Raw genomic sequence first — 15416 nt, 5'->3', positions numbered from 1 at the left:
CTGGTGTCCGTGCCCCGCATCCGCCTCGACATCGCCTACGACGGCACGTACTTCCGGGGCTGGGCGCGGCAGCCGGGCCTGCGCACGGTGCAGGGGACGCTCGAGGGGGCGCTGGAGCGCATCATCGGCTCTCCCGTGCCGCTCACCGTGGCGGGCCGCACCGACGCCGGCGTGCACGCGACCGGACAGGTGGCGCATGCCGACCTCGACGACGAGCAGTGGGCCCGTGCGACGCAGCGTCGTCGGGATGTGCCGCATCCGGATGATCCTGTCGCGCCGCTGGCACGCCGCCTGACGGGCGTGCTGGGCCAGTACGCCGACGTGGCGGTGTCGCGCACGTCGACGGCGCCCGAGGGCTTCGACGCGCGCTTCTCGGCCACCTGGCGGCGCTACGAGTACCGCATCGCCGACACCGTCGCCGGCTACGACCCGCTCGAGCGCCTGCACACCACCACGGTGCGGGCCGAGCTCGACGTCGACGCGATGCATGCGGCGGCGCAGAGCCTGATCGGCCTGCACGACTTCGCGGCGTACTGCAAGCCCCGGCCCGAGGCCACGACCATCCGCACTCTGCTCGAGTATGACTGGCGTCGCGACGAGCGGGGCATCCTGATCGCGCACGTGCGGGCCGACGCGTTCTGCCACTCCATGGTGCGCGCGCTGGTAGGTGCCTGCGTGGCGGCGGGGGAGGGCAAGCTGGCCCCCGAGCACCTGGTGAAGATCCGGGATGCGCGGCTGCGCACGAGCGAGTTCAAGGTGCTCGCGGCGCGCGGCCTCACGCTGACCGAGGTGGGCTACCCGGCCGACGAGCTGCTGGCCACGCGCGCCGAGCAGACGCGCAACCGGCGCGACGCCGAGTGAGCTGTCAACCCCTGAGCACGGTCGCGCGCCACGCGCGTAGGGTTGTGGGGCCATGAAGGTCATCTCGTACAACCTGCGCAAGCATGCCGCGGCCCACGAGCTCGAGGAGCTGGTCGACCGGTGGGAGGCCAACGTGCTGTGCCTGCAGGAGGCCGACACCGCCGAGATGCCGCACCACATCTCGGGGCTCACGCTCGCGAGCGCAACGTCGAAGAACCGGCTGGGCCTGGCGCTGTACTACCGCGAGAACATGTTCCAGCTGCAGGATGTGCTGACGCTGTCGCTGAAGAAGTCGCTGCACGACATCCTGCTGCGTCCGGCGCACGAGCGCCTGCTGGCCGCCCGCCTGCGCGACATCGACGCGGGACGCGACGTGATCATCGCCTCGTTCCACGCGGCGCCGCTCACCGCCCTGAACTCGTTGCGGCGGCATCAGATCCGCACCGCGCTGAGCACGCTGCAGAAGATGGGCGACGGGGTGCCCATCCTCATGGTGGGCGACTACAACTACCCGGTGTTCAAGGAGCGGCTGAGCGAGCGCGTTCGCGGCGCGGGCTACGACCTGACGCTGAGCGATGCACGCACCTACACGCGGTACAAGTTCTTCCGGGGGCACTACGACTTCGCCACGTCGATCGGGCTCGACATCGAGAAGGTCACGACGCTGCCGCAGGGCGCGTCGGATCACCTGCCGATTCTGGTGAGCGCGACCTACAAGAGCGGGCACCGCGAGCTGCGTGTGCCGGATGACCCGTCGCAGGACTTCGAAGAGACCGACGCGGACGCCGACGCCGAGTGATGCGTCGCGCGCCTCGAGGGGGGTGCGCGTCGGCGCTGATTCCGGGCCGCGTACACAGCGAAAGGCCCGACGGGTGATCCCGTCGGGCCTTTCGTGGCTCAGAAGGTCAGATGGTGCTCTGACGCTGGCGGCGGACCGCCGAAGCGACGACGATCGAGCCACCGGCGAGCAGCAGCGCGCCGCCGCCGACCCACAGGGTGAGCAGGCTGTTCGAGTCAAGACCCGTGGCGGCCAGGCCGTCCTCGGTGCCGACGCCGGCGCCACCGGCAGCGGCGGCGACCGTGATGGTCGCGGCGCTGACGACGCCGCTCACGGTGCCAACACCGGTCACGGTGTAGGTGCCCGAGGCGTTGGCCGGAAGCGTGACGGTCGGGGCGACCGTGCCGTCACCGGCAGCGGTGTAGCTGGCGGCGGGCGACGTGGCGGCGATCTTGACGATCGAGGCGAGCGTCGCGTCGTCGGCGTTCAGACCCGAGACGGTGACCGAGACGGGCTCGCCGGCCTGGAAGCCGCCGAGCGCGACGGTCACGGGGACACCGGGGGCCGCCGTGTAGGTGGTGTCGGTGTCACTCGGGGGCGTCGTGGGCGGGGTGTAGGGCTCGGCGCTGGCGGCGATGGGCGCCATGACGAGAGCACCCGCCAGGGCAGCCGAGGAAACGGCCTTGAGCATGGAATTCTTCATGACGATCCTTCACGGTGCGTGAGACGGAGGAGGTTTTCGCGCCATCGGCGATTCGAACTCCGAAATGCGCGCTCCTTGGATTATTCAGGAAACCCACAAGGAATGTCCACCGCGTCAAAATCTGCAAACAGATATGTCGGTGTGGGCAGAATATCGATATTGCGAACCAAAGGCATCACAACGCTTATATCGAGGGTCGCTGACCCACCAGGCGGGACGTCATTCCACCAAGAGAGCACCTGTCGGCCATCGTGCTCTCCCACTAACAGGGATTCTCCGGAAGATGAATTCTGTGTTACGAGTCTCCCGCCCTCCGGGAGATACACGTACGCGACGGTTCGCGTCAGTCCCGCGGGCACTCCGCCGATGCTCTCCGTGCCCTGCTCGTTGAGCCCCGTGATGTACCGCGGGAGGGACGCGACGTCGTCGGGCACCTCGCTCTGCACCTGCACGCGTACGGTCGCTGTGGCGTTCCTTGCCGTGGTCGCGCACATCCTCGCTCCGGTGCTGAGACGCATGTAGTAGTCGAGCTTCGAACCGGTGGCGTCGTTCACGTACACGCCGAATCGTGCGGTCTCCGCATCGGATTCCGGCAATGCCCCAGCCAGCGTCGTCGTATCCAGCAGCTGCTGCTCGTCGGCATGACCGCTCCACAGCAGCAGGCGGTTCTCTGACGCTCCGCGGCCGAGAGCCGAGATCAGGGCACTCGGGTTGGGGGCGCCATTCGTCAGAGCGGCGAACACCGACGACGTGGCATCGGCGAAAAGCAGATCCTGCGCCTGCGGGTCTTCATAACGGAAATAGACCTCGTTGAGGAGGAGGGGCACGGTGTTCTCGGCGGTGAGCACATCGCCCGACCTCATCTCGACCGGGCCGGTGGCGTCCAGAAGGTAGGAGACCGCGACGGGGTCGACCGCGATCACGCCGTCGACCTCGAGCCCTCGCTCGCGCTGCCACAGGTCCTTCGCCAGCTCGGCCGTGACGTGGAAGTCGGGCACCTGGGTGACGTTGTGCATGTAGGTCTCGACGCGGTTGCCGACGATGCGGCGTGCGTCTGCGGGCATCGCCTCGGACTGGCCGGCGAACGCGCCGAGCGATGTCGCGCTGGCCTGGTCGGTGAGCGTGATGCGGCCGCCGTCCGTGTGCAGCACGGCGACGTTGCCGGCGATGCCTCCCAGTGAGCGCCACTCGGCGTTGTTTTGGAAGATCAGCAGGTAGTCGCGCGGGCCATCGGCGCCGAGCATCGCCGGCAGCAGCACCGTGGCCTTGCGCAGAGCGTCGGTCAGGTCGGCCACGGTCTGCAGCTGTGCGGTGCCCTGTACGACGGGCTCGCGCAGTGCGCCGAGCAGAGGAGTGGTATCGACCGCCGCGGCCGCGTCTGCCGCGGCGCGGGAGCGCTGAGCTGCGGTCGCGGCCTCCTCGCGCGCTTCGATCAGCGGCGAGAGCTCGATGCGTCCGTCCTGCGGCGTGAGCGACGACGGGTCGAAGGTCGCGAGCACATCGACCAGCGGCGTGACGGCGCCGACCGCGTCGTTGAGGCTCGCGGCGAGCGTCGAGGCGGCGCGCAGCTGCGGTCCGATCCATGGCGCGATCTCGACGGCGCGCCACACCGGGTCGCTCGTCAGCTCGTGGGCCTCTGCCGCGTTCTCGGCCAGATCATCCGCTGCCTTCTGTGCCCCCTGCGGGTCGGAGAACGCGATGCGCTGCAGCGTCGAGGCCGCCGCCTGTGCCTGGCCGAGGTGCCATTGCGCGAGCGCGCCGCGCGCGCCGACCCACACGACGGCGAACACGGTCAGCGCCAGCACGAGCAGGAGCAAGACCGTGACGAGGCGCCCCGCCCGCGCACGCGTGAACCGCGCGGCCGACTTCCTCGATCGGGAACGGCTGCGGCGGGTCACCCTCGCAAGTGCTCCTTGTGATCACGGAACCACGCGACCGTGCGCTCGAGGCCCTCGGCCAGCGAGATCTTCGACGTCCAGCCCGCATCGGCCAGCTTCGACACATCCAGCAGCTTCTGCGGAGTGCCGTCGGGCTTGGTGGTGTCCCACTCGGTCTGGCCCGCAAAGCCCACGACCTCGGCGATCGTCTCGGCGATCTCGCGGATGGTGACATCCGTGCCGGTGCCGACGTTGACCTGCTCGGGGCCGTCGTAGTGCTCCAGCAGGTGCAGGGCGGCGTCGGCCATGTCGTCGCTGTGCAGGAACTCGCGGCGCGGCGTGCCGGTGCCCCAGTTCGTGACAGAGGCGGCGCCGTTCTCGGCGGCCTCGTCGTAGCGACGGATCAGGGCCGGCAGCACGTGCGAGCCCTGAGGGGAGAAGTTGTCGTTCGGCCCGTAGAGGTTGGTCGGCATGGCCGAGATCCACGGCAGACCGTACTGGCGACGCACGGCCTGAACGTTCAGGATGCCCGTGATCTTGGCGATCGCGTACGCGTCGTTGGTGGGCTCGAGGTGTCCGGTCAGCAGCGAGTCCTCGCGGATGGGCTGCTCGGCGAACTTCGGGTAGATGCACGACGAGCCGAGGAACAGCAGGCGTTCCACGCCGGCCTCGAGCGCCGCATCCATCACGTTCGACTGGATGCGGATGTTGTCGCTCAGGAAGTCGACGGGGTACGTGCTGTTGGCCAGGATGCCGCCGACCTTCGCCGCGGCGAGCACCACATACTTCGGCTTCGTCTCGCGGAAGAAGTCGAACACCGCCTCGCGCTGCTTCAGGTCGAGCTCGCTCGAGCGCTTGCCGACGAGGTTCTGGAAGCCCGACGACTCGAGCTTGCGCCAGATCGCCGAGCCCACGAGGCCGCGGTGGCCGGCGACGTAGAACGTGGCGTCGCGGTCGAGCTCGCCCGGGGTGTAGTCGAGGCCGTCGGAGGCGGTCATGCGGCCTCCCACGACGCGAGCTGCACCTGATCGATCCACGGGCGGCCCTCGTGCTCGAGCGCCTCGACGTCGGCGTCGACCATGAGCTTCGCCAGCGCCAGGCCGTCGACCGATGCCTTCCAGCCCAGCTCATCCTGCGCCTTCGACGGGTCGCCGATCAGGGCGTCGACCTCGGTGGGGCGCAGATAGCGCTCGTCGAACTTGACGAACTCCTGCCAGTCGAGGCCCACGTGGCCGAACGACGTCGCGAGGAAGTCCTTGATGGTGTAGCCGACGCCGGTGGCCAGAACGTAGTCGTCGGGGGTGTCGGCCTGCAGCATGCGCCACATGCCCTCCACGTACTCGGCGGCGTAGCCCCAGTCGCGGATCGACTCCAGGTTGCCCAGGTACAGGTCCTTCTGCACGCCGGCCTTGATGCGCGCCACCGCGCGGGTGATCTTGCGCGTCACGAACGTCTCGCCGCGGCGGGGCGACTCGTGGTTGAACAGGATGCCGTTGACCGCGAACATGTCGTACGCCTCGCGGTAGTTCTTGGTGATCCAGTAGCTGTAGAGCTTCGCGGCGGCATAGGGCGAGCGCGGGTAGAACGGCGTCTGCTCGTTCTGCGGCGGCGGAGTCGCGCCGTAAAGCTCCGACGACGACGCCTGATAGAAGCGCGTCTGAATCCCCGACAGCCGCACCGCCTCGAGCAGGCGGATCGTGCCCGTGCCCGTGGTGTCGGCCGTGTGCTCGGGCTCGTCGAACGACACCCGCACGTGCGACTGCGCGGCGAGGTTGTACACCTCGTCGGGGTTGATCTCGCTCAGCAGCGTGACGAGGCGCGCGCCGTCGCTCAGGTCGCCGTAGTGCAGGAAGATCTTGGCTTTCGGGTCGTGGGGGTCGACGTACAGGTGGTCGATGCGCGAGGTGTTGAAGGTGGAGGCGCGGCGAATCACGCCGTGCACCTCATATCCCTTGGAGAGCAGCAGCTCGGCGAGGTAGGAGCCGTCCTGGCCGGTGATGCCGGTGATGAGGGCGCGCTTTGTCACAGGATTCCCTTTTCTGGTGCACGAATGGTGCCGTCGGATGTGCCCATTCTGCACGCCGCAAATGACGCAACCTGCCATATAACGGAATACTCACCCGTCAGGCGGGACGGGATGGGTGCGTGTTCGATAGTGCGACGGAATTGATCAGTGCCACCCAGCGGGAAATGGCGTGACCCTCGTCAAGCACGGTGTCGCGGTATTTCCGGCCGTTTCGCCCCAGTCGGGCAGCGTTCTCGGCGTCGGCGCGCAGGGCGATGACGCCATCGAGCAACGCCGCAGGATCACCTGCAGGAACCACCGCGCCCGCGTCTGCGGCGCGCACCTCTTCGGCGGTGATGCCAGCGAGATCGGTGGCAGCCAGCACGGGCCGCCCCACGGAGAAATACGACGTGAGCTTGCTCGGCACGGCCATCTCGGCCACGCCCGGCAGCTCGTTCACCAGCAGCACGTCGGCCGCCGCGAGCGCCTGGGCGAAGCTCGCGTCGTCCAGCGGCGGAATGAACTCGATCGTGGGCAGGTCACCCGCCCAGGCCCTCAAGCGGCCCTTCTCCGAGCCGTCACCGAGCAGTACGAACCTCACCCGCTCACCACGTTTGGCGGCGAGGCGAGCCGCGTCCACCACGTTGTCGAGGCCCTGCTTCACGCCCATGTTGCCGGCGTGCAGCACGACGGTCTCGTCCTCGTGCCACCCGAACCGCGCGCGCGCCGCTGGCACGTCGATGTCGGGCGCCGGCGCGAGGTGCGTCCAATTGCGGATGACCTCAATGCGCTGAGGGTCGACCGCGAAGTCATCGCGCACGCGCGCGGCGAAGCGGTCGTGGATCACGACGACGCGCGTGGCCCGCCGCAGCAGTGCGCCCTCGACGGCGCGGATCAGCCTCAGCGTCGCGCCGCCGCCCTGGCCCGTCTCCGACAGGCCGAGCGCGTAGAGGTCTTGCACCCACACGACGAACGGAACTCGGCGTCGGCTGAGCTTTGCCCGTACGGCCGCCACAGCCGTCGAGAACAAGGCGGGCGACACGGCGACGATCACGTCCGGCGATCCCCACCGGCTGAGCACGAGGCGGGCGCCGAACGTGAGTTCAGAGAGCAGACGCCGCGCGCCCTTCGGCCTTCCGGGCACGTAGTGCAGCAGGCGGCGCACCTGAACGTCGTTGACCACTTCATCGCGCGACCACTGTCCGTAGCCTTCGCGGATGCGCCAGTCGGGGTAGTGCGGGTGCGCGGTGAGAACCCGTGTCGGCAGTCCACTGCGAAAGACGCCCCGGGCCATTGCAGAGGTATATGGCGATATTCCAGTCGGCTCGGGGAAAAAATTCAGACCGAGGACAAGCACGCGTGGAAGAGCCGGCACGAGGGCGAGACTATCGTTGCGCCGAAGGGGTGAAAGACGGGATCGACCGATGCCGTCCTGGGACATGCGTCTAGTCCGGGGCGAATACCGGGTTGGGTCGCGTCGGACGGGTGCTGCTGCGCTTCCCGACGGCAGAGCAGGGCGAGATGAGAGTCCATGTGAGCCATCTGGCTGAGGTTGGTGGGACGTTGTCGCCCGTCCAATAAGCAACCGTAGACGCCGCGTGACGATCCCGACGCCATCGCTTGCATCGAAGGTCTGCACTGATCGGCGCGCGAGAGCCTGCCGAACTCAGTGTCGGCTATCGTGACGATGGGTCATCGGTCATGGACGAGAGGGCAGAGTGATCAGTGGTGAACCAAGGCGAGGAAGAATCCGACCGCTGGAGTGGTGGCGCCACTGTTCAGCTGGGCGCATTCGCGCCCGGCGATTTTGATCGAGGCCGTTCGCGGCCCACGGAAGTCTTGTGGTGGCTGGCCAAACTGGCTTTCATTCAGTCGCCATTTCCGTGGCCGATGCGATTCAAATCCGGCTTGCTGCGTGCGTTCGGTGCCTCCGTGGGGGTGAGGCTCTATATCCGACCTCGGGTTAACATTCATTTCCCGTGGAAGCTGGACGTGGGGAACGATGTCTGGATCGGCGAAGGAACGACGATTCTCAACCTCGAGAAGGTCACGATCGAACACGATGTTGCGCTCGCTCACGAAGTCTACATCGCGGCCGCGGGCCATGACGTGCGCGATCCCCGCTTTTCCTACGCCAACGCTCCGGTGCGCATAAGCACCGGCTCATGGATAGCGACCCGGGCCTATGTAGGACCCGGTGTCCATATTGGAAAGGGAGCTGTCGTGGGCGCATGCGCCTGTGTGACCAAGGACGTTCCCGCGGAGTCCATCGTGGTCGGCGTTCCTGCTCGCGTAATCGGGCGCCGGGTGTTGCGCCCGGATGGATTGGACGGGGCGCGATGAAGCTTCTCATCACGGGCGGTAGCGGCTTCATTGGAACCAACCTCGTGGCGCGAATGCATCGTCTCGGTGCTCAAGTGCAGTCTTTGGATGTGCGCCCTCCCAGGAACCCCGGTCAGGCGGCATTCTGGAAGAGAGTAGACATCCTTGATGCCCCCGCACTGAGTGAAGCAGTTGGAGAGTTCGGACCGACGCACGTCGTGCACCTGGCCGCACGCACCGACCTGCACGGGCGCGGCGTCGCCGACTACCGAGCCAATTATGATGGGGTAACCAACCTCATACAGGCGCTCGCTCGCCTACAACAGTCCCCGCGTACGGTATACGCGAGCAGCCGACTCGTATTCAGGATCGGTCACACCCCGCGTCACGACTACGACTATGATCCATCGACGCCCTATGGCGAGAGCAAGATTCTGGGTGAGCAGATCATCCGGTCGGAAGCTGGCGCGGGGGGAGCCTGGACGATCGCAAGGCCGACGTCCATCTGGGGCCCTTGGTTCGCGACTCCATACCGGGACTTCTTCGATCTAGTCGCACGTGGAAGGTACGTGAACCCTTCTGGCCATGACGTGTTCAAGTCGTTTGGTTACGTGGCGAACACGGTCTACGAGATTCAGAAGCTGTTGGAAGAGAACACCTCCACGGTTGCTGAGCGGGTTTTCTGGCTGACGGACTATCCCCCCACCCTGGTCTCAGAATGGGCCGAGACGGTCGCCGATCTCGTCGGCGCTCGAAGGCCACGAACCGCCCCGATGTGGGCCCTGCGAACCGCAGCCTCCATTGGCGACGCTCTGCGGACAACAGGAGCTTGGAAGAATCCTCCTCTCACGTCGTTCCGTCTGAACAACCTCATCACGCCTATGGTCTACGACACGACGGCGCTCGAAAGCATCGTGGGCCCGCTCCCCTACACGATGGACCAGGGGGTTCAGCGGACCGTCGAATGGTTAAAAAGCCAGCAGCTTGGACGCTAAGTGAGACTCTTGCGATTCGTTGCATTGCGAAGTAGACGGGGTGCCTACGGCGGCCCCGCTGACACCGCGCTCAATCAGGCGCGACTTGCCGCGGCCCACGGCCACGACGTAACGTTGTTCTCGGCCACCCTCGAGGGCGACGAACCCCAAGGCGCCGGTGATTCGCCCGTGCAGGAGGTGACAGCTAGGGCCCGCGTCCTCATTCCACGTCTCGGCTTCTTTTCCCTTTTCTCGGCGCGCGCCCTTAAGACGGCCTGGATTCTCCTACGCGACACGGATCTTATCCATATAAGCTACTGTCGGGAAGCGCTTCCACTTGCCGTCGCGCTCATGAGCGTGATGCGCGGCGTGCCGATGGTTCTGCAACCCCACGGAATGCTGACCGCCCGTAGAGGCCCTCGTCAGCGTACTCTCGACGTGATCGCAAGACCGATCTTTCGACGAGCGGGTAGTGTTATAGCCCTAACGGAAAATGAAAGGGCCGAACTCGAGAGCTGGTGCCCGCGCTTCCGCGGCGTCATGCACGTGGTCGGAAACCCGTCGCTACGACTTCCCGACGGCGTGAAGGCCGTCTCGGTCACAAATGAAGCGCTGTTCATTGCGCGTCTGGAGCCGCGAAAGCGGGTCGAGGACTTTGTTGCAGCGGCGGAGGTGTCGGCTGATCGGAGACGTCCCGTCCGATATGTCATCGTCGGTCCAGATCAGGGTGACTGGGAGAAGATCGCAACACGTGTTCGCGCCTGCGGCAGTTTGACGTACGAAGGTGCAATCCCTTCAGAGAGTGTGCCGCGGCGATTGGCGCGTGCTGGCGTCTTCGTTCTTCCGTCCTGGAAGGAGCCCTGGGGGAACGTTCTGGTTACGGCACTCAGCCTCGGGGTCCCCGTAGTCGTTCCTAAATCAGCCGCCCTCAGTTCGACAATTGCGGCTTACGGCGCCGGCGCCGTGGTCAACGATGGTGCGCCGGACGAGATAGCAACAGCTGTAGAGCGTTTGCTATTCGATCCTGAGGCGCGGGCGCGTGCGAGACAAGGGGCTCTGGATCTCTATGCTGAAAAACTCGGTGACGAGGCTGTGTGGGCATCGCTCCGTACCGTCTACGACGAGAACTTCGCGCAGCATCCCGCTAAGCGTTGATGTATTTTCCAGCTCTTAGCGAGTCGCCACTAGAGCTTACAGCCGGGATCTTCGTCACGAGAGCCGCCGTAAAAATAACGGTCCAGAGGTTTGTGCCGATAGGTGAGAACGCCATGTCCCAGAGCGCGGCAATCACCAACAGGAACACGAACGCCGGCGTCGCTTGATCCCTGAATGCGGCGACTAGCCCTTGAAAAAGAATTCCGAGGATAACGAGGGCTAGTGCGAGGCCAGCGAGCCCGTAGTTAATCCAGAGGTCCGCTGCCACTGAATGTAGCTTAATCCCATAGCCGAATAGGTAGTCGTTAACTAGGTCTCCGTCGATATTCACCCCTCGGCCCATGAGAGCAGTCTTGCCTACCGCGATATCGGCGGCCGTCGGCAAAACTCCCGGTCCCATGCCGAGGGGTTTCTCCCAGAAGAGGGCGATCGTAGCGGCGGACTCCACGCGGCCACCCGCTATGAGCGATCCTGCGTTTGCCACCTGCATCTGGGAGACCCGCTGGTTTCGTTCCCCGAGCCATCCGGCAAGAGCAGCCTGCGTGCCAAGGACGTAAAGCATCACGGTAAGTGCAGCAGTCGCGAAGAGTTTCAACCACGGCCGTCCAGCGACGGCTCGATTCGCGAGCCAGATGATAAGTGCCGCCAGCGCTATTGCTGTGAAGCTGCGATAGTCGTTGAGAATCGATACGGCCATTGCAGACGTAAGAGCGACTGTGGGCCATACGACACTCGCTCGTCGGGACAGGGTAAGCGCGAGAACCGACATCGGCAGAGCTAGGCCGAACTTCCAGGGGTTTCCGGCTGTCGTGTCTAGCGTGAGAAGGGTCTGGAGGGATAGTCCCAGCGCGTAGAGCGACGCGATTGTCGAAAGCTCCAGCGAGCCTCGAGCCCAAAGCAACACTACCAAGTGAATGAGTGATACCACCATGGTGAGCATCGCATATCCAGCTTGCTGCCAGTCGACGTCTCGACCGCCGGTCAGTAGCCAGAGGAGGGGTGAAGTCGCAAATATCGCGAGGTACCCGCCAATAATAGCAACAGCAGTGCGTGTCTTGACGATTCGCGACACAGGTACGAACAGAAATGGCGTTGCGAGAAGCACCCCAACGGAGACAATGCTGTCGAAAACCGGGGACAGCGCACGGATGGGGAGAAGGGCCACTAACAGGGCAACAAGCCCTCTCTCGAACGTGGCGCTCGCGCGAGAGGCGGGTGCCATCTTCTCTGCGACCATCGCCTCATTGTAGTGGGATCGATCAGCGTTTAGCGCGCGGCGCGGCGCTTGCCGGCGGGGTCCGGGCGTGCTCGAGGTCGTAGGTGCCCTCGAGTCCGGTAGGCTACGCACGTCGTGCGGCGTCGTGTGCGGAGTGGAACTGCTGGCCTCGGCGCATTCGCCCGAGCGTGATCCGAGTCGCATTGCACAACGCAAGCACGCGAGTGACAGCGTAGTCCAGTTTCCTGTAAAGGCCAGCGAGCTCCAGTCGAGATACCCTCACATCGTGCAAAAGGAGAGCCGTTTTCTTTGGGCCGACCGCAGACATACCGCCTCCCTCGTAGTCAATAATGAGTGTGTCTATCACGGCCGGGCGGCCAAGCAGGCCGCATCGGACAATGAGGTCATAGTCCCCCGCCGTCCCGAAGTCGAGCGCATGTCCGCCAATTGCCATGAAGACATCTCGCCTGAACCAGGTCGCCTGGTGGCAGTGAGGCTGAACTCCAAGAAGATGCTTGACCCAGTTGTGAGGAACGCTGGGTATTTGGACTCCGCGTCCATCTAGCAAGCTCGTGTTGACCGCGCGTCCGATCACCCAGAGCGCCGCTTGGCCGTCGAGGTCGGCCAAGTGTGACAGCGTGTGTGCGAGGGCCCACTCAGAGTGAAACTTGTCACCGGCATTAAGGAACTGTAGCCACTTACCTGTTGCTCGTGAAGCGCCCTTATTCATGGCGTCATAGACGCCGCCGTCAGGCTCTGAAGTCAAAGAATGAAAGAGTCCGGACTCACGAGCAAGCCTTACCGTCGAGTCTGTAGATCCGCCGTCCTGAAGTATAATCTCCACCGAATTCGCGGGGATTTGCTTTTGCGAACCAAGCGAGAGAAGAGTTTCGCGTAGCGGGGCCGCCGCGTTGAATGTTGCTATAATGATCGACAGTAGGGGAGCGTCAGCGCTCACGGATCCTCCTCAAGGCTTGGAGCCAGGCGTTGCTGGCGATCCTCATCCACTCATTCACGTCCGCACTGCGCGGCGGCGAGCTGTTGCGAAGCAATCCCACAATGGTGTCCGCGAACTCCTCGTCATTCGCGACCGCGAAAACACCTGGGTCCTCAGGGAGCCCGGGTGATGCGAAAGTGACGACTTCGATGCCCAAGCTACGGGCGAGGAGAATAGTCCCGCTAGTTGTCATGGCAGAGTACGGCGCTAGAAGCGCGCGGGTCTGCCTGAGTGCGGCAGTCAGTTCTGCGTCGTTGGGCGTGTAGTCCGCGGGGTTGTTGATTATCAGCGCCCCGGCACGCTGGAGATCGCTGGCCAGTGCTTCTGGCAGGGGCCCGGTTCCTAAAAATCTGATGCGGAAGGGCGCGCTCGCCTTCCGCGCGATTGACACTAACCGAGGCGCGCCTTTGTCGGGCCGAAGGCTGCCGATAAAGGCGAAGTTCTCCCGTTGAGGCTGCATTTGCGCTGTCCCGAACTGCGACATGGCCCAGTACGGCGGGTGCATGGCGACGAGCACGAAAGGAGCGTCCTCGCTAGCTGCCTCGGCGAGCCATGGGCCGAGCACGATGGTGGCTGCTCGCCGTTGCAGGAGTCTCTCGACGCGTGCCGTAAGCCCGCCCCGGCCACGGATACTGGACGGGTTGTGCATGACCACGGCTACTCGACCACAGATCAACGCACGACCGAGGATGACAAATGCGTCCCACGGGTCCTTCAACCAAGCGGCGACGAATACTGCATGCCTTGGTGCGGTCCACGTGGCGACTACTGGCATAACGAATCGCGACACGGCGCGACGCCAGAGTGGAGTGGCGCTGGTCTTACCGGGTGCGAGCTTCTGGCGTACATCGACCGAGGGGTCAGTTGCCGTCGTGACACCACGGGGGCGCCAGAGCCGCACGTCTTCGCCACCCCAGGCAAGCGCACGTGAAACCTCAGACGCAAACGGATTCAGAGTATTGGGATCGTAGATCACGACACTCGGTCGGGTGTTTCGTTCGGCTCTCACTTTGTCGACCTTCGTACTAGCAGGATGTTGGGAAGCAGTTGCCCACATATGACCCCTACCAAGGCGCCAAGCGTCACACCGACTGCGCCGTGCTGTGGCGCAAGGAGGATACCAAGACCGACCGAGAGTGCTGCCATGGCGAGCGATGTAAATGCTTGGATTGTAAGTCCGCGGGGAGAGGTGAGGAGCATTCCTTGGGGCTGGTGAAGCGCGATGGCGAGCAGTAGCGCGCTAAGCAGTCCGGCGAGAGGGAGGGAGAGGAGTATTTCCTGGCTGGATACTAGCGCACCGATAGGGCGGCACAGGATGAGGTAGGTAACGGCTACCAGCGCACCGAGTCCCACCATAATCTCGAGCGCCCTCGTCCAAGATCGGCGCAATTTCTGCGCTTCGGCGCGCGCGAAGATCGGCCACAGGGCGGCTCCGGACGTAGTTACAACAGACATTGCCGGAGAAAAGAACTGGAAGGCTAGTGCATATTCAGATAGCTCGGTGGGAGAGCCCAAGTGGCCAAGAATCACGCGACCGCTCTGAAGCCCTACTGCGGTCGCCATGACTACAACGAGCATGGGAGCCGCGGATGCCCAAATCGTCCGGGCGGGAACCGTGTTTGACCGCGGGCGCGTTAGTAGGTCAGCAACCGACCAATTGGCAATTCGACAGCCGAGCGCGAACATAATGACTGATGCGGCGAGGTTGCCGAGAGGTAGCGCAGAGCCCAGGAAGAGTGGTGGAGCTTCGGCCCAAATGAAGCCCGCCGTTAAGGCCAACGCGAACAGTGAGCCGCTAGCAGCCAGGAGTGCCGTGACGTGGTTTTTGCCGGCGCCCAACAAGATTCGTTGGCCGACGCCGAACGGAAGCGAGACGAAAAGGGGAGCGAGGGCGGTGAACGTGGCGAGATTGGGCTCGGAACCGCCCGAGTTTGGCAAGCCGACCATTGGCGCAAGTACTCTGAAGTGGGCTGCGAGCGCTAGGATAGCAAAGCCTGCGGCTCCCAAAGCGACGAGCCTCCTAGTCACCGTCTTGGCGATCGCGAGCGCCTCGTCTCGCGCCTCCGCCGATTGCGTCATTCGGGCCACAGAGTTCACGACAGCGGCACCTAGCCCCAGGTCTGCGAACGGGATAAGTAGGAAAAGGGTCCCGAGTAGCGTGATCCAGCCGAAGATCGAGGCGCCCGCGTAGGCGATGACGATGTAGCTTTGCAGGATGACAGCAAGCCCTGTGATTGGCAGAGCGATTACCCTCGCTGAGGCTGATCGAAGCAGACTACGCAGCACGTCTTAACCTCAACTTGTAGAGACGATGACACTGGCGACTGAGTCGTTCCGCATATCCGTTGCGCCGTGATTGGGTGCGGGGGGCCGTCTCATCCGTCTGCGCCCGGGCGTGACGGCGTGTCGTTCGTTGCCCTGCGGTGTGAGGGCCCGAGCCGGCACTCGCACACTCGCGCCCCTGCTCTGGATACCGGACACGCCCACACGCCTGGTGACGTTCCTCAGCAGCCACTTAAATACAGATC

The 15416-nt window shown here is 64.7% G+C and carries 14 protein-coding genes; 5 read left to right on the top strand and 9 right to left on the bottom strand.

The window, feature by feature from the left end; translation table 11 throughout:
* The first annotated feature begins 9 nt into the window (after window positions 1–9).
* Window positions 10–861, top strand: a complete 852-nt coding sequence (truA, locus tag ABTW64_RS03935) for a tRNA pseudouridine(38-40) synthase TruA (RefSeq protein WP_350619397.1) — start codon at window positions 10–12, stop codon at window positions 859–861.
* Between the two features lie 52 nt (window positions 862–913).
* Complete coding sequence (locus tag ABTW64_RS03930; protein WP_350619395.1) at window positions 914–1660, top strand: endonuclease/exonuclease/phosphatase family protein; 747 nt, start codon at window positions 914–916, stop codon at window positions 1658–1660.
* A 106-nt stretch (window positions 1661–1766) separates the two neighbouring features.
* On the opposite strand, the gene ABTW64_RS03925 is transcribed toward ABTW64_RS03930, so the two are convergent.
* The 5 genes from ABTW64_RS03925 to ABTW64_RS03905 form a co-directional block, all read right to left on the bottom strand.
* Entirely contained in the window at window positions 1767–2342 is a 576-nt protein-coding gene (locus tag ABTW64_RS03925; RefSeq protein WP_350619393.1) for a hypothetical protein, read from the bottom strand.
* An 80-nt stretch (window positions 2343–2422) separates the two neighbouring features.
* Entirely contained in the window at window positions 2423–4240 is a 1818-nt protein-coding gene (locus tag ABTW64_RS03920) for a DUF4012 domain-containing protein (RefSeq protein WP_350619391.1), read from the bottom strand.
* Entirely contained in the window at window positions 4237–5217 is a 981-nt protein-coding gene (locus ABTW64_RS03915; RefSeq protein ID WP_350619390.1) for a GDP-L-fucose synthase family protein, read from the bottom strand. The genes ABTW64_RS03920 and ABTW64_RS03915 overlap by 4 nt, the downstream gene beginning before the upstream one ends.
* The gene (gmd, locus tag ABTW64_RS03910) at window positions 5214–6245 is read right to left on the bottom strand and encodes a GDP-mannose 4,6-dehydratase (protein WP_350619389.1); all 1032 of its coding nucleotides are present in this window, start codon (window positions 6243–6245) and stop codon (window positions 5214–5216) included. Before gmd ends, ABTW64_RS03915 begins: the two co-directional genes overlap by 4 nt.
* Window positions 6246–6342: 97 nt before the next feature.
* A complete protein-coding gene (locus ABTW64_RS03905; RefSeq protein WP_350619722.1) occupies window positions 6343–7581 on the bottom strand; it encodes a glycosyltransferase in 1239 nt (412 codons plus the stop codon).
* 371 nt (window positions 7582–7952) lie between these two features.
* On the opposite strand from ABTW64_RS03905, the gene ABTW64_RS03900 reads away from it, so the two are divergent.
* Genes ABTW64_RS03900 through ABTW64_RS03890 form a run of 3 tightly spaced genes read left to right on the top strand, consistent with a single transcriptional unit; the run spans window position 7953 to window position 10675 of the window.
* Window positions 7953–8567 carry an LbetaH domain-containing protein gene (locus ABTW64_RS03900; protein WP_350619387.1) on the top strand — a complete coding sequence of 205 codons (615 nt, stop codon included), beginning with the start codon at window positions 7953–7955 and terminating at the stop codon, window positions 8565–8567.
* The gene (locus tag ABTW64_RS03895) at window positions 8564–9541 is read left to right on the top strand and encodes an NAD-dependent epimerase/dehydratase family protein (RefSeq protein WP_350619385.1); all 978 of its coding nucleotides are present in this window, start codon (window positions 8564–8566) and stop codon (window positions 9539–9541) included. The genes ABTW64_RS03900 and ABTW64_RS03895 overlap by 4 nt, the downstream gene beginning before the upstream one ends.
* Window positions 9542–10675 carry a glycosyltransferase family 4 protein gene (locus ABTW64_RS03890; RefSeq protein WP_350619383.1) on the top strand — a complete coding sequence of 378 codons (1134 nt, stop codon included), beginning with the start codon at window positions 9542–9544 and terminating at the stop codon, window positions 10673–10675.
* On the opposite strand, the gene ABTW64_RS03885 is transcribed toward ABTW64_RS03890, so the two are convergent.
* The 4 genes from ABTW64_RS03885 to ABTW64_RS03870 form a co-directional block, all read right to left on the bottom strand.
* Window positions 10665–11912, bottom strand: a complete 1248-nt coding sequence (locus tag ABTW64_RS03885) for a hypothetical protein (protein ID WP_350619381.1) — start codon at window positions 11910–11912, stop codon at window positions 10665–10667. The two genes, ABTW64_RS03890 and ABTW64_RS03885, sit on opposite strands and share 11 nt — an antisense overlap.
* 103 nt (window positions 11913–12015) lie before the next feature.
* Window positions 12016–12849, bottom strand: a complete 834-nt coding sequence (locus tag ABTW64_RS03880) for a glycosyltransferase (RefSeq protein WP_350619379.1) — start codon at window positions 12847–12849, stop codon at window positions 12016–12018.
* Entirely contained in the window at window positions 12839–13405 is a 567-nt protein-coding gene (locus tag ABTW64_RS03875; RefSeq protein WP_350619377.1) for a glycosyltransferase family 4 protein, read from the bottom strand. Before ABTW64_RS03875 ends, ABTW64_RS03880 begins: the two co-directional genes overlap by 11 nt.
* Window positions 13406–13893: 488 nt before the next feature.
* The gene (locus tag ABTW64_RS03870; protein WP_350619375.1) at window positions 13894–15174 is read right to left on the bottom strand and encodes a lipopolysaccharide biosynthesis protein; all 1281 of its coding nucleotides are present in this window, start codon (window positions 15172–15174) and stop codon (window positions 13894–13896) included.
* Window positions 15175–15416: the final 242 nt, after the last annotated feature.

The sequence above is a fragment of the Microbacterium sp. NPDC096154 genome (assembly GCF_040302945.1).
In the GTDB taxonomy this organism is placed as follows: domain Bacteria; phylum Actinomycetota; class Actinomycetes; order Actinomycetales; family Microbacteriaceae; genus Microbacterium.
This window is presented reverse-complemented; position numbering and strand designations above follow the sequence as displayed.

What these genes read in the sequence shown, in the direction of transcription:
- ABTW64_RS03930 (WP_350619395.1), top strand. Translation starts at nt 914, where the DNA reads ATGAAGGTCATCTCGTACAACCTGCGCAAGCATGCCGCGGCCCACGAG.
- ABTW64_RS03925 (WP_350619393.1), bottom strand. Translation starts at nt 2,342, where the DNA reads ATGAAGAATTCCATGCTCAAGGCCGTTTCCTCGGCTGCCCTGGCGGGT.
- ABTW64_RS03915 (WP_350619390.1), bottom strand. Translation starts at nt 5,217, where the DNA reads ATGACCGCCTCCGACGGCCTCGACTACACCCCGGGCGAGCTCGACCGC.
- ABTW64_RS03895 (WP_350619385.1), top strand. Translation starts at nt 8,564, where the DNA reads ATGAAGCTTCTCATCACGGGCGGTAGCGGCTTCATTGGAACCAACCTC.
- ABTW64_RS03885 (WP_350619381.1), bottom strand. Translation starts at nt 11,912, where the DNA reads ATGGTCGCAGAGAAGATGGCACCCGCCTCTCGCGCGAGCGCCACGTTC.